Annotated in this window: 20 protein-coding genes; 17 read left to right on the forward strand and 3 right to left on the reverse strand. The window is 50.8% G+C overall.

Annotation, left to right across the window (positions count from 1 at the left end; all coding sequences use genetic code 11):
• Window positions 1-62 precede the first annotated feature (62 nt).
• From eutJ to ACMHKJ_RS03970, 15 genes are all read left to right on the forward strand, one after another.
• On the forward strand, window positions 63-908 hold the full coding sequence (gene eutJ / locus ACMHKJ_RS03900; RefSeq protein ID WP_413492184.1) for an ethanolamine utilization protein EutJ: 846 nt from the start codon (window positions 63-65) through the stop codon (window positions 906-908).
• The gene (locus ACMHKJ_RS03905; protein WP_413492185.1) at window positions 898-2,100 is read left to right on the forward strand and encodes an iron-containing alcohol dehydrogenase; all 1,203 of its coding nucleotides are present in this window, start codon (window positions 898-900) and stop codon (window positions 2,098-2,100) included. Before eutJ ends, ACMHKJ_RS03905 begins: the two co-directional genes overlap by 11 nt.
• Window positions 2,101-2,145: 45 nt before the next feature.
• Window positions 2,146-3,417, forward strand: coding sequence for an ethanolamine utilization protein EutH (gene eutH, locus ACMHKJ_RS03910; protein ID WP_413492186.1), 1,272 nt, complete (start codon window positions 2,146-2,148; stop codon window positions 3,415-3,417).
• The gene (gene eutA, locus ACMHKJ_RS03915) at window positions 3,414-4,832 is read left to right on the forward strand and encodes an ethanolamine ammonia-lyase reactivating factor EutA (RefSeq protein ID WP_413492187.1); all 1,419 of its coding nucleotides are present in this window, start codon (window positions 3,414-3,416) and stop codon (window positions 4,830-4,832) included. Before eutH ends, eutA begins: the two co-directional genes overlap by 4 nt.
• 11 nt (window positions 4,833-4,843) lie before the next feature.
• Complete coding sequence (locus ACMHKJ_RS03920; RefSeq protein WP_413492188.1) at window positions 4,844-6,205, forward strand: ethanolamine ammonia-lyase subunit EutB; 1,362 nt, start codon at window positions 4,844-4,846, stop codon at window positions 6,203-6,205.
• An 18-nt stretch (window positions 6,206-6,223) separates the two neighbouring features.
• Window positions 6,224-7,117, forward strand: a complete 894-nt coding sequence (gene eutC / locus ACMHKJ_RS03925; protein WP_067368074.1) for an ethanolamine ammonia-lyase subunit EutC — start codon at window positions 6,224-6,226, stop codon at window positions 7,115-7,117.
• Between the two features lie 13 nt (window positions 7,118-7,130).
• The gene (eutL, locus tag ACMHKJ_RS03930; RefSeq protein ID WP_413492189.1) at window positions 7,131-7,787 is read left to right on the forward strand and encodes an ethanolamine utilization microcompartment protein EutL; all 657 of its coding nucleotides are present in this window, start codon (window positions 7,131-7,133) and stop codon (window positions 7,785-7,787) included.
• Between the two features lie 165 nt (window positions 7,788-7,952).
• Window positions 7,953-8,522 carry a BMC domain-containing protein gene (locus ACMHKJ_RS03935; RefSeq protein WP_413492190.1) on the forward strand — a complete coding sequence of 190 codons (570 nt, stop codon included), beginning with the start codon at window positions 7,953-7,955 and terminating at the stop codon, window positions 8,520-8,522.
• A complete protein-coding gene (locus ACMHKJ_RS03940; protein ID WP_413492191.1) occupies window positions 8,515-9,867 on the forward strand; it encodes a 4Fe-4S dicluster domain-containing protein in 1,353 nt (450 codons plus the stop codon). The genes ACMHKJ_RS03935 and ACMHKJ_RS03940 overlap by 8 nt, the downstream gene beginning before the upstream one ends.
• Before the next feature lie 2 nt (window positions 9,868-9,869).
• The gene (locus ACMHKJ_RS03945) at window positions 9,870-10,424 is read left to right on the forward strand and encodes a BMC domain-containing protein (RefSeq protein WP_067368057.1); all 555 of its coding nucleotides are present in this window, start codon (window positions 9,870-9,872) and stop codon (window positions 10,422-10,424) included.
• A 34-nt stretch (window positions 10,425-10,458) separates the two neighbouring features.
• Window positions 10,459-11,490: an HTH-type transcriptional regulator EutR gene (eutR, locus tag ACMHKJ_RS03950; protein WP_413492192.1), complete on the forward strand. Its 1,032-nt coding sequence runs from the start codon at window positions 10,459-10,461 to the stop codon at window positions 11,488-11,490.
• A gap of 289 nt (window positions 11,491-11,779) precedes the next feature.
• Window positions 11,780-12,823 carry an L-asparaginase 2 gene (gene ansB / locus ACMHKJ_RS03955; RefSeq protein ID WP_413492193.1) on the forward strand — a complete coding sequence of 348 codons (1,044 nt, stop codon included), beginning with the start codon at window positions 11,780-11,782 and terminating at the stop codon, window positions 12,821-12,823.
• 280 nt (window positions 12,824-13,103) lie between these two features.
• Complete coding sequence (locus ACMHKJ_RS03960; protein ID WP_413492194.1) at window positions 13,104-15,065, forward strand: TonB-dependent receptor plug domain-containing protein; 1,962 nt, start codon at window positions 13,104-13,106, stop codon at window positions 15,063-15,065.
• Between the two features lie 12 nt (window positions 15,066-15,077).
• Window positions 15,078-15,797 carry a (2Fe-2S) ferredoxin domain-containing protein gene (locus ACMHKJ_RS03965; RefSeq protein ID WP_413492195.1) on the forward strand — a complete coding sequence of 240 codons (720 nt, stop codon included), beginning with the start codon at window positions 15,078-15,080 and terminating at the stop codon, window positions 15,795-15,797.
• 4 nt (window positions 15,798-15,801) lie between these two features.
• Window positions 15,802-16,719, forward strand: coding sequence for an ABC transporter substrate-binding protein (locus ACMHKJ_RS03970; RefSeq protein WP_413492196.1), 918 nt, complete (start codon window positions 15,802-15,804; stop codon window positions 16,717-16,719).
• Between the two features lie 8 nt (window positions 16,720-16,727).
• Here ACMHKJ_RS03970 and ACMHKJ_RS03975 read toward each other — a convergent pair whose 3' ends face one another.
• Window positions 16,728-17,450 carry an NUDIX hydrolase gene (locus tag ACMHKJ_RS03975; RefSeq protein ID WP_413492197.1) on the reverse strand — a complete coding sequence of 241 codons (723 nt, stop codon included), beginning with the start codon at window positions 17,448-17,450 and terminating at the stop codon, window positions 16,728-16,730.
• A 201-nt stretch (window positions 17,451-17,651) separates the two neighbouring features.
• Here ACMHKJ_RS03975 and ACMHKJ_RS03980 point away from each other — a divergent pair, with 201 nt between their 5' ends.
• Together ACMHKJ_RS03980 and ACMHKJ_RS03985 are read left to right on the forward strand one after the other, a co-directional pair.
• Complete coding sequence (locus ACMHKJ_RS03980; protein WP_413492198.1) at window positions 17,652-18,674, forward strand: SPFH domain-containing protein; 1,023 nt, start codon at window positions 17,652-17,654, stop codon at window positions 18,672-18,674.
• Window positions 18,671-19,597 (forward strand): diacylglycerol kinase catalytic domain-containing protein, encoded by a 927-nt coding sequence (locus tag ACMHKJ_RS03985; protein ID WP_413492199.1) that lies wholly within the window; start codon window positions 18,671-18,673, stop codon window positions 19,595-19,597. Before ACMHKJ_RS03980 ends, ACMHKJ_RS03985 begins: the two co-directional genes overlap by 4 nt.
• A 657-nt stretch (window positions 19,598-20,254) precedes the next feature.
• Here ACMHKJ_RS03985 and ACMHKJ_RS03990 read toward each other — a convergent pair.
• Window positions 20,255-20,479 carry a hypothetical protein gene (locus tag ACMHKJ_RS03990; RefSeq protein ID WP_413492200.1) on the reverse strand — a complete coding sequence of 75 codons (225 nt, stop codon included), beginning with the start codon at window positions 20,477-20,479 and terminating at the stop codon, window positions 20,255-20,257.
• A 280-nt stretch (window positions 20,480-20,759) separates the two neighbouring features.
• Window positions 20,760-22,127 carry an NCS2 family permease gene (locus ACMHKJ_RS03995; RefSeq protein ID WP_413492202.1) on the reverse strand — a complete coding sequence of 456 codons (1,368 nt, stop codon included), beginning with the start codon at window positions 22,125-22,127 and terminating at the stop codon, window positions 20,760-20,762.
• Window positions 22,128-22,169: the final 42 nt, after the last annotated feature.

Genomic DNA, 22,169 nt, shown 5'->3' on the forward strand with positions numbered 1-22,169 from the left:
CGGTGGGATCTGCTATCCCACCGCCTTTTTTCAGACGTTACGTTTTCAAACCGGAGGAACCGATGGTTCAACGCAATCAGGAATGGCTGGCATCACGCTTACAGCAGGCAGCGACAATCTGTAATCAGCCGGCAACGGATGATAAGAAAGATGCGTCGTTGTGGCTGGGGATTGATCTCGGCACCTGTGATGTGGTGTCCATGGTGGTCAACGCAGAAGGTCAGCCGGTCGCGGTTTGCCTCGACTGGGCAGATGTTGTCCGTGACGGCGTTGTCTGGGATTTCTTCGGTGCGGTAACTATCGTCAACAAACATCTGGATGCGCTGGAAAAACAGCTGGGTTTCCGGTTTGACGTTGCCACCACATCCTTTCCGCCGGGAACCGACCCGCGTATTTCAGTCAATGTGCTGGAATCTGCCGGGCTTACAGTCTCCAGAGTGCTGGATGAGCCGTCTGCGGTTGCTGACATGATGGGGCTGGATAAAGCCGCTGTTGTTGATATCGGCGGGGGCACCACCGGCATTGCTATCGTGCAGAACGGGGAAGTTGTCCGTTCCGGTGATGAAGCGACCGGCGGGCATCATATCTCTCTGACCCTGGCGGGTAATCAGCGTATTGAGCTGGAAGTCGCCGAGCAGATGAAACGTGAGCGCGGCGAAAGTATCTGGCCGGTGATCCGTCCTGTATATGAAAAAATGACGGACATCGTTGAACATCATATTCGCGGTGAAGATGTAACCGAACTCTGGCTGGCGGGCGGCTCTTGTATGCAGCCCGGTGTGCAGTCGTTGTTTCAGGCGCGTTTCCCGCATCTTAATGTAGTACTACCACAGCAATCTATCTTTATGACACCGCTGGCGATTGCCGTCTGCGGTGTACCTCAGGGGGAAAAGCATCATGCCGGATAATAAATTACCTGCGGACGCGATGCAGTCCGCAATCTATCAGGCACTTGACCTGGTCAATGCCCGTCAGGTGCGCGAGTTTTCTGTTCCGCCAACCACATTAATCGGTCCGGGCGCGGTCGGGCGCAGCGGGGATGTTCTCGCTGAGCGCGGTATTAAGCACGTTTTCATTATGGTTGACGGCATGCTATTGCAGGCCGGACTGACTGACGTGCTGGAACGTAATCTGACCCGCAGCGGCATAGCCTATGAAATCTGGTCGTGCCCGCCGGGTGAGCCGATGGACAAAGATGTCTTCAATACTGTTGAGCATCTGCTGAAAGTGAAATGTGACGGGATCATTGCCCTCGGCGGCGGTTCTGTTCTCGATGCAGCAAAAGCGGTCGCGGTCCTGGCAGCAAATCCCGGTCTGCCGCTGGCAAATTTAATGCCCGGTGCGGTACTGAATCCGCGCCTGCCGTTTATCGCTATTCCGACCACTGCCGGAACAGGCTCTGAAGCCACCAATGTTTCCGTCATTATTGAAGAACAAAATCATATCAAACAAGTACTGGCACACAGCCAGTTGCTGCCGGATCTTGCCATTATCGATGCCTGTCTGACACTCGGCGTGCCACCGCACATCACTGCCATGACCGGAATTGATGCCTTAACGCATGCGATTGAGGCTTATGTGGCAAGCAATGTCACTCCGCTGACTCAGGCACTGGCACTGCGGGCGATCACCATGATCAGCCACGCTTTGCCGATTGCGGTTGGTCAGGGGCATGATATCAACGCCCGTGAAGACATGATGCTGGCGTCCTATATGGCCGGCATGGCGTTCTCCAATGCAGGTCTGGGATTGTGCCACGCGATGGCGCACCAGATTGGTGCGGCGTACAACATTCCGCACGGCAAGGCGAACGCCATTATGTTGCCGTGGGTGATGCGTTTTAACCGCCTGGTGTGTAAACAGGCGTACAGCGAAATTGGTCATGCCCTGACTCAGCGTCAGATGACCGACATAGAGGCCATCGGGGCCGTGGAACAACTGATTAGCGACGTGGAACTTGCGCAAACGCTGCCATCTCTGGGCGGGAAACGTGAGGATTTTGATGGTTTTGCCAAAGCTGCATTGCAGGATATCTGCATCAAAACCAACCCGCGTGCGGTCACAGCGGCTCAGATAGCGGCGATTTACGAATCTGCCTGAGTCAAATAAGAACAGCCTGCGCGACAGGCACGGAAGGAGTAAGGTATGGGCATTAACGAAATTATCATGTACATCATGATGAGTTTTATGCTGATAGCAGCTGTGGATCGTATCTTCAATCAGTTCGGTGGTTCAGAAGCTATCCTCGGCAAAATTGGTCTGGGTAAAGTCGGGAAAGGCATTGCCGGTTCCGGTGAGCAGTTTGAAGAAGGGTTCATGGCAATGGGTGCGCTGGGTCTGGCAATGGTCGGTATGACTGCGCTGGCACCGGTTATTGCCATGTTGCTGGGGCCGGTCATTATCCCTGTATATGAAATGCTGGGCGCGAACCCGTCAGTATTTGCGGGCAGTATCCTGGCTATCGACATGGGCGGCTTCTTCCTCGCGAAAGAGCTTGCAGGCGGTGACGCCGCAGCATGGTTATATTCCGGCGTGCTGTTAGCCTCCATGATGGGTGCCACTATGGTGTTCTCCATCCCTGTTGCACTCGGCATTATTGATAAAAAAGACCGTCGTTTTCTGGCACTCGGTGTACTGGCAGGCATTGTCACCATTCCGATTGGCTGTATTGCGGGCGGACTGGTCGCGAAATTTTCCGGTGTTGAATATAACGGTGAGATTGTTGATTTCAGCATGACCATGTTACTGGTCAATATGATCCCTGTGATCATTGTGGCAGCGCTGGTTTGTCTGGGTCTGAAATTTATCCCTGAAAAAATGATCAACGGCTTCCAGATTTTCGCCAAAATCCTGGTCGGCATCATTACTATCGGCCTGGCGGCTGCGGTGGCTAAATTCACTGTGGGCTGGGATATTATCCCGGGGCTGGATCCAATCTTTATGACAGAAGGGGATGTACCGGGACAAGTGATGCGCGCCATCGAAGTTATCGGTTCTATCTCTGCGGTACTGTTAGGGGCTTACCCGATGGTGCTGCTGCTGACCCGCTGGTTTGACAAATCCTTTATGAAAATCGGCAGCCTGCTGAAAATTAACAATATTGCAGCCGGCGGCATGATCGCAACACTGGCGAACAACATCCCGATGTTCGGCATGATGAAAAACATGGATACCCGCGGCAAAGTTATTAACTGCGCATTCTCTGTATCAGCCGCATTTGCCCTCGGTGACCACTTAGGTTTCGTGGCAGCCAATATGGCACCGATGATTTTCCCGATGATTGTCGGCAAAATTGTGGGCGGTATTACGGCGATTGTTGTTGCCATCATTATGATGCCGAAAAATATTGAGCAGGAAGATGTCGCAGCAGACGCTGAAGCACAGGCTGACAATGCAGCGGAGGAAAGCCGCGCATGAAAACCCTCGAACTCTTAAGTGTCGGTATTGATGTGGGCACGACCACCACTCAGGTGATCTTCTCCCGTCTTGTTCTGGTAAACCGCGCGGCGGTGTCACAGGTGCCGCGCTATGAGTTTGTGGATCGCTCGATTATCTGGCAGAGCCCGATATTATTCACGCCGGTGGACAAAGACGGTCACTTGCGTGAAGAGGAGCTGCTGGCGCTGGTGCTGGCACAATATAACGCCGCCGGAATGGACCCGGCGACGATAGATTCCGGTGCCATCATCATTACCGGTGAAACGGCAAAAACCCGCAATGCGCGTCCTGCTGTGGTGGCGTTATCCCAGAAACTGGGGGATTTCGTGGTAGCTACTGCCGGTCCGCATCTGGAATCGGTGATTGCCGGTTTCGGCTCGGGCGCACAGACACTCTCAGAACAGAAGATGGCGCGGGTACTGAACATTGATATCGGCGGCGGCACAGCAAACTATGTGTTGTTTGAAGCCGGTCATGTTATCAGCTCCGCCTGCCTGAATGTCGGCGGACGTCTGTTTGAAACCGATGCTCAGGGGCGTGTCAGTTATGTGCATGCGCCGGGACGTCTGATTGCCCGTGATTGTTTCGGGGAGCAGACGGATCCGATGTCACTGACTATCGCGCAGCTTAATATCATTGCCGATCGCATGAGTGAGCTGCTGTATGAAGTGATCAGCGGGAAGTTATCGCCGCTCGGTCGTGAATTACTGATGACGGATGGTTTGCCGGAAAACAGTTCCTATTATGCAGTCACACTTTCCGGCGGTGTCGGCGAGTGCTACAGCAATCCTGAAACCGGTAATGATTTCCGTTTCGGGGATATCGGACCACTGCTGGCGCAGGCTATCCGCCGCGATGCCAATTTCAATGCATTACCGATGCAGACCCCGGCGCAGACTGTCCGCGCGACAGTTATCGGAGCCGGTGCGCATACCTTATCACTCTCCGGCAGCACCATCTGGCTGGACAGCATCACTTTGCCAATCCGCAATATCCCGGTTGTCCATCCGGCACTTGGTCGTGCGGATGATGAGGATCTGGTCAATACCTGGAGCCGCGCTCTGACGCAGATGGATCTCAATCCGCAGCAGGATCTTTATGCACTTTCTCTGCCGGACTCTCTGCCGACCAGTTACGCCTCGGTGCAGTTCTGCATTGATGCCCTGGAACGCTTTACAAAAATGTACCCGAACACCATGCCGCTGCTGGTGATCGCCGGTCAGGATTTTGGTAAGGCGCTGGGTATGTTGCTGCGCCCGCTGATGAACGGCCGCGAACTGGCTGTCATTGACGAAGTTATCACGCGTACGGGCGATTATATCGATATCGGCTCACCGCTGTTCAGCGGTTCGGTCGTCCCTGTTACTGTTAAATCACTCGCATTTCCTTCCTGAGGGAACGTTATATGAAATTAAAAACAACGCTGTTTGGTCAGACCTATCAGTTCCGGGACGTCAAAGACGTCCTCGCGAAAGCTAACGAACTCCGCTCCGGTGATATCCTGGCGGGTGTTGCGGCAAGTAACTCACAGGAACGTGTGGCGGCAAAACAAGTGCTCGCTGACCTGACTATTGCCGATGTCCGCAATAACCCGGTTGTTCCGTATGAAGAAGACTGTGTTACCCGTCTTATCCAGGATGATATTAATGAGACGGAATATAACCGTGTCAAAAACTGGACTATCGGCGAACTGCGCGAGCATGTACTGAGCGACACCACTACTCTTGATAACATCAACCTGCTGCGCAAAGGGCTGACGTCTGAAGTTATCGCCGGTGTGGCAAAAATCTGCTCTAACGCCGACCTTATCTACGGCGCGAAGAAAATTCCTGTCATAAAACGCGCGAATAACACCATGGGTCTGCCGGGTCACTTCAGCGGCCGTTTACAGCCGAATGACACCCGTGATGAAGTGCAGAGTATTGTTGCACAAATCTATGAAGGGCTTTCTTATGGTTGTGGTGATGCGGTTATCGGCGTTAACCCGGTCACCGATGATGTGGATAACCTCAGCCGCGTGCTGGATGCTATCTACGGCATCATCGACAAATACGACATTCCGACACAGGGTTGTGTGTTATCACACGTTACCACCCAGATGGAAGCCATCAAGCGCGGTGCGCCGGGAGGTCTGATTTTCCAGAGTATTTGTGGTAGTGAAAAAGGTCTGCGTGAGTTTGGTGTTGAGCTGGAAATGCTGGATGAAGCCCGCCACGTAGGCGCGCAGTATAACCGCATCGCCGGACCTAACTGCCTCTATTTTGAAACCGGACAGGGTTCTGCACTATCAGCAGGCGCTCACTACGGCGCTGACCAGGTCACTATGGAAGCCCGTAACTACGGACTGGCACGCCATTATGATCCGTTTATGGTTAACACCGTTGTTGGTTTTATCGGACCTGAATATCTTTATAACGACCGCCAGATCATCCGTGCCGGTCTTGAAGATCACTTCATGGGTAAACTGAGCGGTATCTCTATGGGTTGTGACTGCTGTTACACCAACCATGCGGATGCAGACCAGAACCTCAACGAAAACCTGATGATCCTGCTGGCGTCTGCGGGCTGTAACTTCATCATCGGGATGCCGCTGGGTGATGACATCATGCTCAACTACCAGACTACCGCGTTCCACGATATCGCTACTGTCCGCCAGCTACTCGGTCTGCGCCCTGCGCCGGAATTCGAAGCCTGGCTGGAAACAATGGGGCTGATGGAAAACGGACGTCTTACCAACCGTGCCGGTGACCCGTCACTGTTCTTCTGATTGTTGAGGTAAATCATCATGGATCAAAAACAAATTAATGACATTGTACGCAGTGTGATGGCTCAGATGGGGCACACGGGTACCAATGCAGAAGCGGTTGCTGCGGCAACACATGCGGCGCTGAATCAGGGTAATACCTCTGTTGAGTCAGTTGCATTAGATCTCGGCTCTCAGGAAGCAAAACAGTGGATCGGGGTTCAGAACCCGCACCGCGCCGAAGTATTACAGGAACTGCGCAACAGCACCGGTTCACGTGTCTGCTCCGGTCGTGCCGGTGTGCGCCCGCGTACACAAAGTCTGCTGCGTTTCCTGGCGGACCACTCCCGTTCAAAAGATACCGTTCTGAAAGAAGTCCCGGCTGAGTGGGTGAAAAAACAGAATCTGCTGGAACTGCAATCTGAAATTGCTGACAAAAACCAGTATCTGACCCGCCCGGATATGGGGCGTATTCTGAACAAAGAATCCATCGAACTGCTGAAAACCAAATGTGTGCAGGCGCCGGATGTGCAGGTCATCATCTCTGATGGTCTGTCTACAGATGCGGTTACGGCAAACTATGATGAGATCCTGCCGCCGCTGATGAAAGGTCTGGAGCAGTCCGGTCTGAAAGTCGGCACGCCGTTCTTTGTTCGTTATGGTCGCGTGAAAATTGAAGACCAGGCCGGTGAAATACTCGGCGCGAAAGTGGTTATCCTGCTGGTGGGCGAACGTCCGGGTCTGGGACAGTCTGAAAGTCTCTCCTGCTACGCGGTGTATTCACCGACTGTCGCGGGCACAGTAGAAGCTGACCGCACCTGTATCTCGAATATCCACCGCTCCGGTACACCACCGGTTGAAGCGGCAGCGGTTATCGTGGATTTAGCCAAACGTATGCTGGAGCAGAAAGCGTCCGGCATCAACATGAATCGCTAACGGGGAATTTACTATGCCTGTATTAGATCTTATCCGTCCGAATATCACTGCAATGCGTCTGATTGCTAATGTGCAGCAAGATTTCTGCCGTGAACTGAATTTACCGAAACACATCCGCAGTCTGGGCCTTATCACTGTTGACTCTGATGATGTGGCGTATATCGCCGCTGATGAAGCAACCAAGCAAGCGATGGTGGAAGTGGTGTTCGGGCGCTCCCTGTATGCAGGGGCGTCAAACTCACCATCACCGACCTCCGGCGAAGTGATGATTATGCTGGGTGGTCCGAACCCTGCGGAAGTGCGCGCAGGTCTGGACTCAATGATGGCAACAATCGAGTCAGGCCCGGCATTCCGCTGGGCAAATGACAAAGAAGATACTGCATTTCTGGCGCATCTGGTATCGCGTACCGGGTCGTATTTATCGGGCGGTAAAATCCGTGCCGGTGATCCGATTGCGTATCTGGTGGCTCCGCCGCTGGAAGCCACATTTGGTATTGATGCTGCACTGAAAGCCGCTGATGTACAGTTAGCAACCTATGTGGCGCCGCCATCAGAAACTAACTACTCAGCCGCTTTCCTGACCGGCAGCCAGGCTGCATGTCAGGCCGCGTGTAATGCCTTTACAGAAGCGGTTCTGGATATTGCCCGCAACCCGATTCAGCGCGCCTGAGTCCGGGAGTACCCAACGTCATTCAGGATGCAGGCAGGCGGCAAGGGAAGATAAACGGGGAGCATACATCAGTATGTGACCCGGTTGGCTTCCCTGCGCCAACGAACCTGCAGTTTGAATGAGTAAGGGTATAGTCAGTTCAGTCATTAATACAGGAGAGAGGTCATGATCGATTCGTTGGGATTACTGGAAGTGTACGGTCTGGTGTCCGGCATTGATGCGGCTGATGCGATGCTCAAGTCGGCCAATGTCCGCATCCTTAATTATGAAATGGTGATCCCGGGGATGGTGACCCTTGTTGTTGAAGGCGATCTGGCGGCATGCCGTGCTGCTGTTGACGCGGGCATTGCTGCCGCATCACGCACCGGCAAAGTGGTTGGTCATAAAGTGATTGGACGCCCTGACAGTGATACCGAATGGCTGGTTACCGGGTTCAGCGGCGTGCCGGTTAAGGTAAAACCTCAGCCTCCGGCACCGGCTGCTGCTGTTTCTGTTGCTGCGCCGGTTTCCGCACCTGTGGCTGAAGCTGTAACTGCACCGGATACGGATGCACTACTGGCGTTTACTGCGAATGCGCAGCATCGTCACGGCGTGACCGCCGGTGAAGCCGCCATGCACTTCAGTTGCCTGATTGAAGAGAGCCGCGATGCGCTGGAAAACTTGTTTAAACAGGGAAAACTGCGCAAACGCGGCAGTCGCTACCGGGTGAAACAGGAAGGAAACCGCGATGAGTAGCCTGACTCCGGGTCTGCATGAGTACGGGCCCGACATTATTCGTCAGCGGGTGCAGGATGCTGGTGTCGTCGGTGCAGGCGGAGCGGGGTTCCCGACTCACGTCAAGCTGGCGGCACAGGCTGAAATTTACCTTGTGAATGCGGCTGAATGTGAGCCGCTTTTACAGGTGGATCAGCAGCTTGCTGTCCGTGAAGCTGATGCCCTGATCCGTGGCTTGCTGTATGCCATGCGGGCGACCGGTGCAAAAGAAGGCATTATTGCCATAAAGGGTAAATATCAGGCGGCTATTGATATCCTGAATACCCGGCTGCCTGATACCCTTCGTCTGCATATTTTACCGGATGTCTACCCGGCGGGTGATGAAGTGATCACTATCTGGCTGGCAACCGGACGACGCGTACCACCTGCGGCACTGCCGCTCGCGGTCGGTGTGGTGGTGAGCAACGTCCAGACACTGATCAATGTGGCGTATGCCGTTGAAAAAGAGCAGGCGGTGATTTACCGGGTCTTAACCGTCAATGGCGCGGTTCATCATCCGGTCACGCTTTCCGTCCCTGTCGGTACCACTTTGCGTGAAGTGCTGGCGCTGGCGGGTGGCGTAACCATCAGTAATCCTGCTTATATTAACGGCGGGCCGATGATGGGGAAATTACAGACATCACTTGATGATGCGGTGACCAAAACGACCGGCGGATTATTAGTGCTGCCGGACGATCATATTTTAATTCAGCGCCGGACGCGTTCAGAGCGCACGGTGATTAACCAGGCGCGCACGGTGTGTGAACAGTGCGGAATGTGTACCGAGCTTTGCCCGCGCCATATTATTGGTCACGAACTGCCGCCGCACCTGATTGTCCGCGCGGTGGGTTACGAGCAAATCTCGTCTCCGTCAGCGGTTGTGGCAGCACTGACCTGCTCGGAATGTGCGATTTGTGAAGCCTGGTCCTGTCCGGTCGAAATCTCTCCGATGCGTCTGAATCAGATGCTGAAAGTGAAGTTGCGCGAAGAAGGTATCCGCTACGAAGGTGAATTGCGCCCGGAAGATCCGATGGCGCAACACCGGATGCTGCCGGTAAAACGGCTTGTCCGCCGTCTGGAACTGACGCAGTACATGCACAAAGCGCCGATGACAGATGATATTTACGCGCCGCAGCAGGTCATTATTCCGCTGCGTCAGCACATTGGCGCACCGGCAGTGCCTGTGGTCAGTGAGGGTGATAAAGTCACCGCCGGTATGCTTATCGCAGCGATCCCGGAAAAAGCGCTGGGCGCACCGGTTCATGCCAGTATCAGTGGCGTTGTCCGCCATATTGACAGCACCGCTGTCACGATAGAGAGAGAATAAATATGCACAGCGCAATTGCGATGGTTGAGCTTTCCAGCATCGCCAAAGGCATGGAAGTGACCGACTTTATGCTGAAAAGTGCCGATGTAAAATTGCTGATGGGCAAAACAGTCTGCCCCGGCAAATATGTTGTCATGGTCGGCGGTGATGTTGCTGCTGCGCAGCAGGCGATGCAGTGCGGTGTTGAAAAGGGGGGCGCTCAGGTGGTGGATGAGTTTCTGCTCAGCAATATCCATCCTGATGTCCTGCCTGCCATCGGCGGTGTGACAGAGGTAAATGCCCGCGAAGCCGTGGGAGTAGTGGAAACCTTTAGTGTTGCGACCTGTATTGAAGCGGCAGATTTTGCTGTTAAAGCAGCAGGCGTCACGTTAATCCGTCTTCATATGGCGTATGGTATTGGCGGTAAGTGTTACTTTGTAATGAGCGGCGATGTCGCCGATGTCGAAACCGCGAAAAAAGCGGCATCACAGGTAGCTTCTGATAAAGGTGCGCTGGTCTACAGCATGGTCGTACCTAACCCTCATCCCGATTTCTGGCAGCAACTGGTCGCAGGTTAATATGATGACGGCCGTTCACTTTGGGGAAAAACTGATGAAGAAAATCACGCCTGATTTGCATCACCTTAATGATGACGTGCCGCAGGACCGCGATCTCAGCCCTATTGTGATCGAGCAGAATTTTACCCAGCGCTACACCCATGATGCCTATGATCAGGCTTGTGCTATCACCGCCTGGCAGCAGTTGTATGATCAGCTCACGCCGGGCCGGTTCGAGGGTGAACTGACTGAAACTTTGTTTGACGGGCTTCAGGTGTTCCACGAATACACAAACCTCTCTTTGCGCCAGTCCTGTATGGTCTGGCCGAACGCGTTCTGGTTCGGTATTCCCGGAGAGCAGCAGAATACCGGCTACATTGGCAATCAGATGCTGTGCAAACAGAAAATCGCCGTGCGTCCCGGTGGTAAAGAATTTGAGCTGAGTACGCCGGATGATTATCACATCCAGGGCCTGGTTATCTCTTACGATATCCTGAAAAAACATTCGGTTGTGCTGCAAAACCCGGAACGGCTGATGAATCTGCTCAGTGAAAACCCGGCAATCGGCGTGAACCCGTTTAAAAAAGAAGCGATCTGGCAGTATATCCGCCATGCACTCTGGCACGCAAAAATAGAGCAGGAACGTAACCAGAATGTCAGCCGCGTGCTGAGCCACAATCTGCTGACCTCTTTCCTGGGATTACTGGAAGATGCCAGTACGGTGGCGGATGAACATTACACCAACCGCGTCAACTACCTGAAACTGGTCTCCAAAGCCCGCGAATATCTGTTTGAAAATGCATCAGAGCCGGTCACTGTTCTGGAATTGTGTAATGAGCTTTATGTCAGCCGCCGTACATTGCAAAATGCTTTTCAGCAGGTGCTGGGAATTGGTCCGAACGCATATCTGAAAACCATCCGCCTGAATGCAGTGCGCCGTGAACTGATAAGCCCGTATTCAAAACAAACCACCGTCAAAGACGCCGCCATGCAGTGGGGATTCTGGCATTTAGGTCAGTTCGCTACAGATTATCAGCGCTTATTTAATGAAAAACCGTCGGTGACATTAAGTAAGCGATTGATGTAAATAATTATTTTTATATCCTTATTCATTCAAACTGCAGGTTCGTTGGCTACGCTCAGCCTGCATCTTGAATGACGTTGGGTATAGTCCCCCCTCTCCGGAACCGGTATTGTTTGCTTAGTCCCTGATTTATTTCCTTCCTGGTTATTTTCATCGCTGTTTTTTTGCTACCCGTCCCATTTTCGATATTTTTTTATTATTATTTCCCCTACGTCACCTTTTAATATCGCATTTATTGCTTTTTAAGCTAATAATTTATTGGAAAATATTGTTTATTAATGGGGTTTACGGCATGAAAAATAGCAATAAGGCATTATTGGCGACATTGATCTCACTGTTTATGGCACCGGCTCTGGCATTACCGTCCGTCACCATACTGGCGACCGGCGGTACGATTGCCGGCAGCGGGGATTCTTCAACCTCTTCCGGCTATCAGGCAGGCAAAGTCAGCGTGGATGCACTGATTAATGCAGTGCCTGAAGTGAAGGCACTGGCGAATCTCAGTGGTGAGCAAGTTGTGAATATCGGGTCACAGGATATGAACGATCAGGTATGGCTGATGCTGGCGGATAAAATTAATCAGACGTGCGATAAGACTGATGGATTTATTATTACGCACGGTACCGATACGCTGGAAGAAACAGCGTATTTTCTTGATTTGACTACAGCATGCAAAAAACCTGTCGTATTAGTGGGGGCGATGCGTCCGTCGACCGCATTGGGGGCAGATGGTCCGCTCAATCTCTACAACGCGGTTGTCCTTGCCACCGATAAATCGGCGGCGGATCGTGGTGTCCTGATGGTTATGAATGACAGCGTTATCAGCGGGCGCGATGTCGTTAAAATGAATACAACAGAGGTTCAGGCATTCGCTGCTGTTAATGCGGGTGCGCAGGGATTTATCCATGATGGTAAGGTGACTTATTATCACGCAGCAGTACCGCGTGAGTCCGGCGCGGTATTTGATGTCAGTAAACTCAGTGCATTACCGGATGTCGGGATTGTTTATAACTATGCCAATGCTTCAGCCGCACCGGTTAAAGCGCTGCGGGAAGACGGTGTGAAGGGAATTGTCAGTGCCGGGGTGGGTAACGGCAATATGTATAAAAGTATTTTTGATGCACTGGCGACGGCGGCAAAAGAGGATGTTGTTGTTGTCCGCGCCAGCCGTGTGCCGACCGGTTATACAACACGCAATGCCGAAGTGGATGATAACGCTTATGGCTTTGTGGCATCAGAAAGGCTGAATCCGCAAAAAGCACGGGTATTGCTGCAACTGGCTCTGACGCAGACAAAGGATCCGAAAGAAATCCAGTCGTTGTTTGAAAAGTATTAATTGACCAGAACTGACCGCAGTCATCAGTAATATGATGATTGCGGTTTTTTTTCGGGTGTGAAACAGAATAGTTACTTTTTATGATAGTTAACAAATGAAACAAAAAAGATACAGGTGACTACAGGAATTTAAAGAAAAACGGGTCTGAATCCGTTTGTATTCACAAAGCAGTAAAAAGAATTATTCTCATATTTACCCTTTGAATTTGTTCAGTATATTGACTGGCTATAAGTTTTTAATTTGCCGTATTTATCACGATAAAATAAAAAATGAGAAGGGTATGACAGCGACTAAATTTGTACTTGCACCATTGGCAGCAATGGTGATTTTACCGCTTTATGTGCAGGCGGAAACACCTGAGAAAAATGACACTATTGTTGTAAATGCATCGACGATTGAATCGACAAAAGTGAATGAACTGGCAGATTACGGTAATAAACTGCATGTCATTACCCGTGATGAAATAGAACGTTCCGGCCCCTCTTCCGATTTAAACCAGGTATTACAGCAATATGTTCCCGGCTTATATGTCTCTATGGGACAGGGGGCTTTTGGTTACGGAAAATATTCTTTTATGGGCGGACGCCCGGATGACACCTTAATTTTAATTGATGGTGTCCGCCTTAATAACCGCCTGTTCGGCGGGATCTATCTTGATACCCTGCCGCTGGTCGCGATTGACCGCATTGAAATTCTTCAGGGCGCACAAAGTCTCTCTTTCGGGACTCAGGCAATCAGCGGTGTGATTAACATCGTGACGAAAAAACCCACCTCTGAAACCTTGTCCGGTGAATTCAGTGTGGGTGCGGATACAGACAAAGGTCGCTCCGGGGAAGGTTATGTACAGAAAGCGTTTGATAATGACATTGGCAAAACCGGGCTTATGGCGTGGGTCAGCCGTCATAAATCTGAGGGCTATCAGCCATACCGTGACCGTGATTACAACGGCAAAATCGGTGATAAAAAACGCGGCTATGACCTGACCTCTGTGGGTGCTCAGGTTACACAAGTCTTTGCGGATAAAGCACAGTTACAGGCATTTTATCAGTATACGGATGCCGACCTGGATATGGTCACGCCGAATAATCACCGCAGCGCGGTAAACAAGCGCGACCATCATCTCGGCACACTCTCTTTCGAGCACTTTCTGACTGCCGACACCAGCTATTCCCTGCGTGCGCACATGAATGACTGGAATACCCGCTATGACCGCAGCCGGTATCTGGCGGATGGCTCAGTCGAGGTGCAAAACGATGATTCGTATTGGGGATTCCGTGATTACGGCATCCAGGCACAGTTAAAAAGCTATCTGTTTGGTGAGAATGAATTTGTCTTAGGCTCTGATAACCAGTGGTATAAGGGCAAAGATGAGGTGATGAAAATTGAGACAGATACAGCAAAAGCCAATGCGCTGTATTTGCAGGTGCGCCCGGCGATCACCTCTCTTCCTGAATTAAAACCCGGACTGGGTGTGCGCTATGAACGCTTTGAGGGCGGGCAGGACGCAACTGTCTGGATGGCAAGCACGGCTTATGAAGCGAGCGATAACCTGACACTGCGCGGGCAGGTCGGAACTGCCTTCAAACTGCCGAATGCGGAGCAGTTATTTGTCAGTGATGCAAACAAGCAGGTGGTGGGCGACCCGGATCTGAAAGCCGAGAAAAGTAAGAATATTGAAGCCGGTTTTGATTATCTGACACAGTGGGAAAACGGCGGTGCATGGCAGTTTGGTGCCACAGGATATGCCCGCGAAATCAATGATCTGATTACAACGGTGAAAGTCGGCAATGTGGATCGCTGGGTTAATGGTGATGGTGAAATCCGCACCAAAGGCGTGGTGCTTGCCACCAAACTGAATTTCAGTGAAGAGTGGTATGTCTCCGCAGATATGACCCGCAACTGGCTCGATACCAAAAACGGCGCAACACTTAATGATATCCCTGATTTCTTTACCCGCGGGCGCGTTGGTTATGATGCCCCGGCGAAACAGTGGGGCGCGGAGCTGTCCACCCGCTATGTCGGTGAGCTGAAATCCGGCGGGGTATCTTATGGTCATTACACTGTGTTTGATGCGGGCGCATATCGGTATGTCGATCATGCACAGCAGCACAAACTCTCTCTGTTAGTGGAAAACCTGCTTAACCGTGATTATCCGGCAGGGCTGACCAGCAACGGTCTGGTCAAAGTGGATAACCTAGGGCGTCCGTTAACCGCAGAACTGCGCTATACCTACCGTTTCTGAGGAGTCTGAAAAATGGGAAAGAGCATCACACTGTATCTGGATACTTTACAGAATGCAGATTTTTTATCTCCGGATTTCCGGGGTGCGCTCAGTGAGAGAGGCTTTCCCGCTGATATAGCCTGCTGCTCAGACAGTGAGATGGTATTACAGCAGTTGGCACAGCAGATAACGGATAACACCCGGCATCTGTTGCTGCTGGTATTTACCGGTGCGGAACAATCCGGTGAGGCGCTGATGTCTCTGACATCCGGGCTGGAGCAGAAAATAACAGTGCAGTATCCGCAGTTACGGCTTCACCGGCGTTTGTGTGTACTCACCGGGGCGGATAACACACTGAATTCAAAACAAGCCGCAGAGCTGCTGACTGATCTGGAAAAGCAGTCGCAGAGCCGTGAACCGAAAGCAGAATCCAATCCGAACTGGGAAAAAACACCGCCGCACCGCTATCATCTTTTCTTCTGTATGGGACCGCGCTGTGTTTGCCGGGGGGCAAAATCACTGCTGACACAACTGCGCCACCAGCTTGCGGCACGTAATCTGTTTGAAAATGAAAAGGGAGTATTGCTGACCCGCTCGCATTGTCAGTATCCCTGTAATCAGGGGCCGCTTGTCACTGTTTATCCTGATAATTTATGGTATCGGCTGACTACGCCGGAAGAGATACATCTGTTTGTTTCCGAGCAGATTGAGCAGGGAAGACCGGTTCCGTCTTTGCTGGTGGAGCATAAATAACATTATGTATATTCAGCATTTTATCAGGATGGCAATCAGCGGGGTGCTTCTGTTTCTCTCTTTCGCTGCGGCTGCTGAAAAGCAGTGCGAGCCGCTGTGGACAAAAGCGACACCGCCGCAACATATCATTGCGATGAATCAGCACGCCGCAGATATGCTGCTGGCGCTGGATGCCGGAGAGCAAATGCTGGGCGTCAGTTATATCGATGACTCAGCCGACGCTATTAAAACCGGGTTCTATCATAAACTGCCTGTTTTTTCGGTTAAATATCCTGGATCAGAAAAATTAATCGCCTCCGGCGCTGATTTTGTTGTTGCCGGGTTTTCTTCCGCATTTACAGCGTCGGTGAGCAGCCGCACTGATTTGCAGCGGGCTGATATCGGCAGCTATTTACTAACCTTTGCCTGTGAACGTCAGGCATACAGCGGGTTTGACGGGATCAGAATTGATTTGCGCAGATTAGGTGTGGTTCTTCACCGGGAAAAAGAGGCAGATGCTGCGATAGCCCGCGTCGATGCGACTCTCGCACAGGTAAAAGCACTGCCACCGCTGCCACGTAAGCCAGTGGTTTTTTACCTGGACAGTCAGAGTGACACTCTGATGTCGCAGGGGAAGAAAGGATTTATGACGGAAATGATCCGGCTTGCGGGCGGTGAAAATGCGTTTATAAACATGCCGATGGCAGGCATTCAGGTATCACCGGAGATTCTGCTCAGCAGTCAGCCGGACTATATTATCCTGGCTGATGCGGTCTGGTCGCCGGCAGAGAAGAAAAAAGCCTGGCTGGCAAATCACCCCGCGCTTTCTCACCTGGAAGCGGTTAAAGCACAGCGCTACATTGTTATTCCTTTCAGCGCGATCTATCCGAATATTAAAAGCCCGGACGCATTGCTGACAGTCGCAAAGGCTATTCGTCAGTAAGTGGTCACTTACTCTTCATCTGTTTCCAGATTGCGGATAAACCGGTAATCCTTCGAGGCCGGCTTTAAGCGGTACAATGCTGCCGGACGCCCGCGATCAGCCCGTTTTTCTCCGGTCTCAATCAGTAAATCAGCCTGCTCCAGACGACGGCGGAATGATTTTTTCTGAATCGGCTGTCCGATAAGAATTTCATGAACCTGTTGCAGCTCCGGCAGGGTAAAGGTTTCCGGCAACGCAAACCCCGGGACAACGGAATAGAGTGATTTTTGCCTCAGGCGCGCTTTCGCCTGTTGAATCAGCGACTGATGATCAAATGCCAGGCTCAGCTGTTCCGCTTCTTTCAGTGATACCCATTTCACATTACTTACAGTATCAATATGTTTTTCACATACCTGGTGCGCGATCAGTGCGGTATAGCAAACCGTGACTGACCAGCCGCGTTTATCCCGACTATCATTGCCGGTAGTGCATAACTGCTCAATATATGGCGGCAATATCCCGGTTTTCTCGCGCAGTTTGCGCATCACGGTATCTTCCAGACTCTTATCCTGTGATTCATCGATAAATCCGCCCGGCAGCCCCCACTTACCTTTCTCCGGGTGCTCTGCGCGCTCAACCAGCAACACTTTGAGTGTCTCTTCGTGACAGGTAAAAAGAACGGTATCCACGGTTATCAGCGGGGAGAGAAAGTCGCGGCGCTGATAATGCGCAAGGTAAGTTTGTTCGTCCATCGGGCTATCCTGTTCAGGTATGAGAATGCAGGTTCGTTGGCGAAGGGAAGCCAGCGATTTGGATGACGTTGGCTATATTGTAAGGAGCCTGCGACATATTGCAAATTAAATGTCATTGAGACACTAATTATACTTGACATCAATAGTGTCTATGAGTCACTATTGATTTATTGTCATAAGGACACTTAATGGAGCGATATCATGTTAAATCTCAGATTCTTTAAAGCAGACCCGTCCACATTTGTTATTAAATCCGTCAACGGAACTGTCCGTTATCAGGGAAAAGGGCTGAGTTTCTGGTACAACACGGCGACAACCTCTGTTTCTGCGCTACCGCTCAATGCGCAGGAAACGCCGTTTATCTTTAATTTCCAGACAGCCGATTTTCAGAGCCTGCGCGTGCAGGGACAGCTCTCATTTCAGATAAGTTCGCCGGAAAAAACTGCCGGTGTGCTTAATTTCACACTGAATAAGGATGGCAAAACCTATGCCTCAGAAGACCCGATGAAACTGAGTGACCGGGTTGTCCGTGCCGCCCAGACTATTATTCAGGCCGAAATTCAGGCAACGCCTCTGCGACGCGCCTTGTTACTCAGCCAGTCTCTTGTCGCTCTGGTGCAATCACGTTTATCACAACTGACCGCACTTGAGGCTCAGGGGCTGGCGGTACTGGATTTTTCTGTCACGGCAATTACACCGACACCGGAAACTGCAAGAGCACTGGAAGCCGAAGCCCGCGAATCCCTGATGAAAGAGGCCGATGACGCGATTTACGCGCGGCGTAAATCGTCTGTAGAGCAGGAGCGGACCATCAAAGAAGCGGAGCTGGAAACCGATCTCTCTATACAGCAAAAGGAGCAGGAGATAGAAGAAGCCCGGCTGGAAAATGAGCGCACATTATTACGTGAGCAGGCAGAAATGGCGCAGGAGCGCCTGGCTGCAGAGATCGGGGAAGAGGAGCAGCGCCGGACACTGGTTTCACTCAGTGCCGGAAATCAGCGGATTCAGTCAGAGGCAGATGCATATTCCATTGAAACAAAAATGAAAGCATACCGCGAATTGCCGGTAGAGAATCTCAAAGCCCTGGCATTAAGCCGGATGGCACCGGAGCAATTGATGGCGATGGCATTTGAATCCCTGGCACAGAATGCCGGAAAAATTGGTGAGCTGAATATTTCACCGGATATGTTCAGCCAGATGATGAAAAAAGGGAGCAAAGCATGAGTATAAAAGAAGATATCCGCGTGGTGCTGGTCACCCGGAAAACCCGTTTGCAGGAGCTGACCGAACGTTTCAATACCTGGCCGCAGGCAAAATTTTATCTGGAACACAGCGGGGTCTCAGTCAGTGATTATCTCGCGGAGCATGACCTTTACCAGGCGCAGCTGACACAAGCAAAACAGATCCTGCAACCGTTTGGTCACTTTCAATTGCTTGAGCGCACATTGCTGCCGGGCTATCAGTTTTCTGCCCGTGATCTTGTGGTGGTGATAGGCCAGGACGGGCTGGTTGCTAATACACTTAAATATCTGAGCGGCCAGCCGGTTATTGCGGTTAACCCTGATCCGCAACGCTGGGACGGACCATTGCTGCCTTTTGAGCTGGCACAGTTGCAGGATGTGGTGACGAACACGCTGAACGGAAAAATGGACTGGAAAACCCTGAGTTTTGCACAGGCGACGACCAATGACGGGCAGCAGATGCTGGCGGTAAATGATTTGTTTATCGGACCGAAAAGTCACACCTCCGCGCGCTATGTTCTGAGCTGGTCAGGTGATACGGAAACACAATCCTCTTCCGGAATTATTATTTCAACCAGTCTCGGATCAACCGGCTGGCTGCAATCCATTCTTGCGGGCGCGCTGGGCGTGACCGGTCAGGTATCTCACCCGCTACAGCAGGGGGTAAGCTGGGCAGATAAGAGGCTGCGCTTCAGTGTCCGCGAGCCGTTTCCCGGACGCATGACCGGTACCAGGCTGGTATTCGGCACCATTGATGATGCCGCACCGCTGCAACTGGAATCGCTGATGCCGGAGAACGGCGTGATTTTCTCCGACGGCATCGAATCAGATTTCCTGCACTTTAATGCGGGCTGTATTGTCACTATCGGGACAGCAAAAACAGAAGGGCGGCTGATATGGGGATAAAATAACACAAGGGACTTTAATTACGTAAAGTTCCTTTATAAAAATAACAGATTAATACGGTATCAATATTATTTACGGCTTGCTTTAACCCATGATGAAATCAGGGAAACAGATTGATCTACGATAGTACCAACACCGCGACCAATTAATGCACCTGCATCAGAATAGACACCGGCACCGGAAACCATATCAATTTCAATTACGCTTAATTGTTTTATTTTATATCCTTATTAAATGTTTATTATTTAAAAGTATATTACCCATTATGTGGTTGGTATATATTAGCGTAACTGTTTTAAATTAATCCCGGTGAAATGGAGTTGCAAAAAATGCTGACCAGCATATACAGGATTAAATAAAAATAGACATTTTTTTGTTTTTTATTTTGTAAGTATAAATATATCATGAAAGGTAATATCTTTGTGATAAAAAAGAGTAACCAGGCGTTTTTCCCTGATGGTGTTTTTTTGGTAATAAAATCATGATGATATGAACTGCATCAGATATTGAATAAGTGTGTGGAAAGGAATGAAGTATGAAATATAAGGAATTTAAGAAAAATCTGTTTTATCAGGGGAAATACTTAAAGGGGCCGGTAATATCCGACCCCTGAGATAACACGGTTATGGAACAAAGATTCTTAATACGCTGTGCGTATTATTTTCTGACAGATTTAAACCATGAAGAAATCATAGAAATAGATTGGTCAACGATACCACCAATGGTTTTACCAAAATCTAAACCAATCTTTGCACTCTGCTCTTCAGTACCTTTGTAGTGACCAACAATACCACCGATAGCCTGGCCAATTAATGTACCTGCATCAGAGAAAATACCAGCACCGGAAACTGCCTGAATTTCTGCTACGTTTAATTCTTTCATTTTATATCCTTATGAATTTGTCCATTTTTAAAATAAGCTGCTCTGTACGCACGTCGGCGTTACAGACAACGACTTATTGTCTGACTTAAAAAATAACAAATCAATTGGTAAGAGTTGTTAATGAAATAATAAGAAGATTAAATGTGTTACAGTTATATAATAAAAAACCGGTACTGAAATGCACCGGTTTTATACTTTTATTTATTCAGATAGCTGGCTTACCGGCTGATATCTGCCTGTATCCGGAATGACACCGGGTATATAAATCACTCAGAAAATATTAAATCGCCCAGCCTCCGGCATAGAACGCGACTAACACAATAGCAATAATGACGGTACCGGCATTCAGTTTGCGCCACTCTCTGGCGACCAGACGCCCGATTACCAGGGTGACATAACCCAGCATAATACCGGTGACGATATTACAGGTCAGCACGATAAAGACGGCACAGACAAGCCCGGACATGGCATCCACAGAGTCATCGAAATCCAGTTTTGCCACATTGCTCAGCATCAGCAGCCCGACATACATCAGAGCGGGTGCGGTTGCATAGACCGGGATCAGATAGGAAAGTGGTGAGAAAAAGAGGATAAGCAGGAACAATACGCCGACAGTGACGGCCGTCAGTCCGGTTTTTCCGCCCGCTGCCGTACCGGCTGCGGATTCAATATAAACCGCTGCAGGTGATGCGCCGACACAGCCTGAAATAATGGAGCTGACGGAGTCCACTGTCAGCGCCTTGCCGCCATTGATAATCTGATTATCTTCATCCAGCAGATTTGCCTGACCGGCAACCGCGCGGATAGTCCCGGTGGCATCGAAGACGGCGGTCATCACCAGCGCAAGAACACTCGGCAGAACGACAGGTTGTAATGCACCCATAATATCCATACTGAATATCAATGAATTACCATTGGCATCATTCAGCGACGGCATTGCAATCAAACCCTGATAGGTGACATTCGGGTCAACTATCAGACCAATAACGGAGATCCCGACGATAACCAGCAGGATGCCGCCCGGAACGTGCATTTTCTCCAGGCTGACAATCATCGCCAGACCAATCAACGCCATGGCAACCGGGAAAGAGGTAAATGCACCCATTGCCACCGGCAGACCTTCCAGCGGGTTTTTGATAACCAGTCCGACGCCATTTGCGGCAATCAGCAGCAGGAACAAGCCTATCCCTATCCCGGTGCCGTTTGCTATCCCCATAGGGAGATTGCGTAGTATCCATTTTCGCACACCGGTGACAGAGATCAGGGTAAAAATAACCCCCATCAAAAACACAGCGCCGAGGGCAACAGGGATACTGATGTGTTGACCGAGCACCAGACTGAATGCGGTAAAGGCGGTGAGTGAGATAGCACAGCCGATTGCCATCGGCAGATTTGCCCACAGACCCATCATGATGGAACCGATACTGGCGACAAGGCAGGTGGCGACAAAGATAGCTCCGGGCGGAAACCCGGCTTTGCCGAGCATGGAGGGTACGACGATGACAGAATAGACCATGGCGAGGAACGTGGTCACACCTGCCAGGATCTCCCGTTTGACACTGCTGCCACGGGAGGAAATTTTAAAGTACGTATCAAGTGCGCCTTTAGCAGCGGCTCCTGAATGATCCGGTGTTGTATTATCAGACATAATTGCAGACCCCGAGAATGAAATGAAAAAAAAGTTTTTTTA

This window comes from Morganella psychrotolerans (genome assembly GCF_965118875.1).
GTDB lineage: Bacteria > Pseudomonadota > Gammaproteobacteria > Enterobacterales > Enterobacteriaceae > Morganella > Morganella psychrotolerans_C.

Bases quoted from the DNA above. Each gene is read 5' to 3' on its own strand.
- ACMHKJ_RS03970 (WP_413492196.1), top strand. From the start codon at position 15,802: ATGTATATTCAGCATTTTATCAGGATGGCAATCAGCGGGGTGCTTCTG.
- ACMHKJ_RS03960 (WP_413492194.1), top strand. From the start codon at position 13,104: ATGACAGCGACTAAATTTGTACTTGCACCATTGGCAGCAATGGTGATT.
- ACMHKJ_RS03920 (WP_413492188.1), top strand. From the start codon at position 4,844: ATGAAATTAAAAACAACGCTGTTTGGTCAGACCTATCAGTTCCGGGAC.
- ACMHKJ_RS03905 (WP_413492185.1), top strand. From the start codon at position 898: ATGCCGGATAATAAATTACCTGCGGACGCGATGCAGTCCGCAATCTAT.
- eutC (WP_067368074.1), top strand. From the start codon at position 6,224: ATGGATCAAAAACAAATTAATGACATTGTACGCAGTGTGATGGCTCAG.
- ACMHKJ_RS03945 (WP_067368057.1), top strand. From the start codon at position 9,870: ATGCACAGCGCAATTGCGATGGTTGAGCTTTCCAGCATCGCCAAAGGC.
- eutL (WP_413492189.1), top strand. From the start codon at position 7,131: ATGCCTGTATTAGATCTTATCCGTCCGAATATCACTGCAATGCGTCTG.
- ACMHKJ_RS03975 (WP_413492197.1), bottom strand. From the start codon at position 17,450: ATGGACGAACAAACTTACCTTGCGCATTATCAGCGCCGCGACTTTCTC.
- ACMHKJ_RS03940 (WP_413492191.1), top strand. From the start codon at position 8,515: ATGAGTAGCCTGACTCCGGGTCTGCATGAGTACGGGCCCGACATTATT.
- ACMHKJ_RS03965 (WP_413492195.1), top strand. From the start codon at position 15,078: ATGGGAAAGAGCATCACACTGTATCTGGATACTTTACAGAATGCAGAT.
- ansB (WP_413492193.1), top strand. From the start codon at position 11,780: ATGAAAAATAGCAATAAGGCATTATTGGCGACATTGATCTCACTGTTT.
- ACMHKJ_RS03980 (WP_413492198.1), top strand. From the start codon at position 17,652: ATGTTAAATCTCAGATTCTTTAAAGCAGACCCGTCCACATTTGTTATT.
- ACMHKJ_RS03990 (WP_413492200.1), bottom strand. From the start codon at position 20,479: ATGAAAGAATTAAACGTAGCAGAAATTCAGGCAGTTTCCGGTGCTGGT.
- ACMHKJ_RS03995 (WP_413492202.1), bottom strand. From the start codon at position 22,127: ATGTCTGATAATACAACACCGGATCATTCAGGAGCCGCTGCTAAAGGC.
- eutJ (WP_413492184.1), top strand. From the start codon at position 63: ATGGTTCAACGCAATCAGGAATGGCTGGCATCACGCTTACAGCAGGCA.
- eutH (WP_413492186.1), top strand. From the start codon at position 2,146: ATGGGCATTAACGAAATTATCATGTACATCATGATGAGTTTTATGCTG.
- eutA (WP_413492187.1), top strand. From the start codon at position 3,414: ATGAAAACCCTCGAACTCTTAAGTGTCGGTATTGATGTGGGCACGACC.
- ACMHKJ_RS03985 (WP_413492199.1), top strand. From the start codon at position 18,671: ATGAGTATAAAAGAAGATATCCGCGTGGTGCTGGTCACCCGGAAAACC.
- eutR (WP_413492192.1), top strand. From the start codon at position 10,459: ATGAAGAAAATCACGCCTGATTTGCATCACCTTAATGATGACGTGCCG.
- ACMHKJ_RS03935 (WP_413492190.1), top strand. From the start codon at position 7,953: ATGATCGATTCGTTGGGATTACTGGAAGTGTACGGTCTGGTGTCCGGC.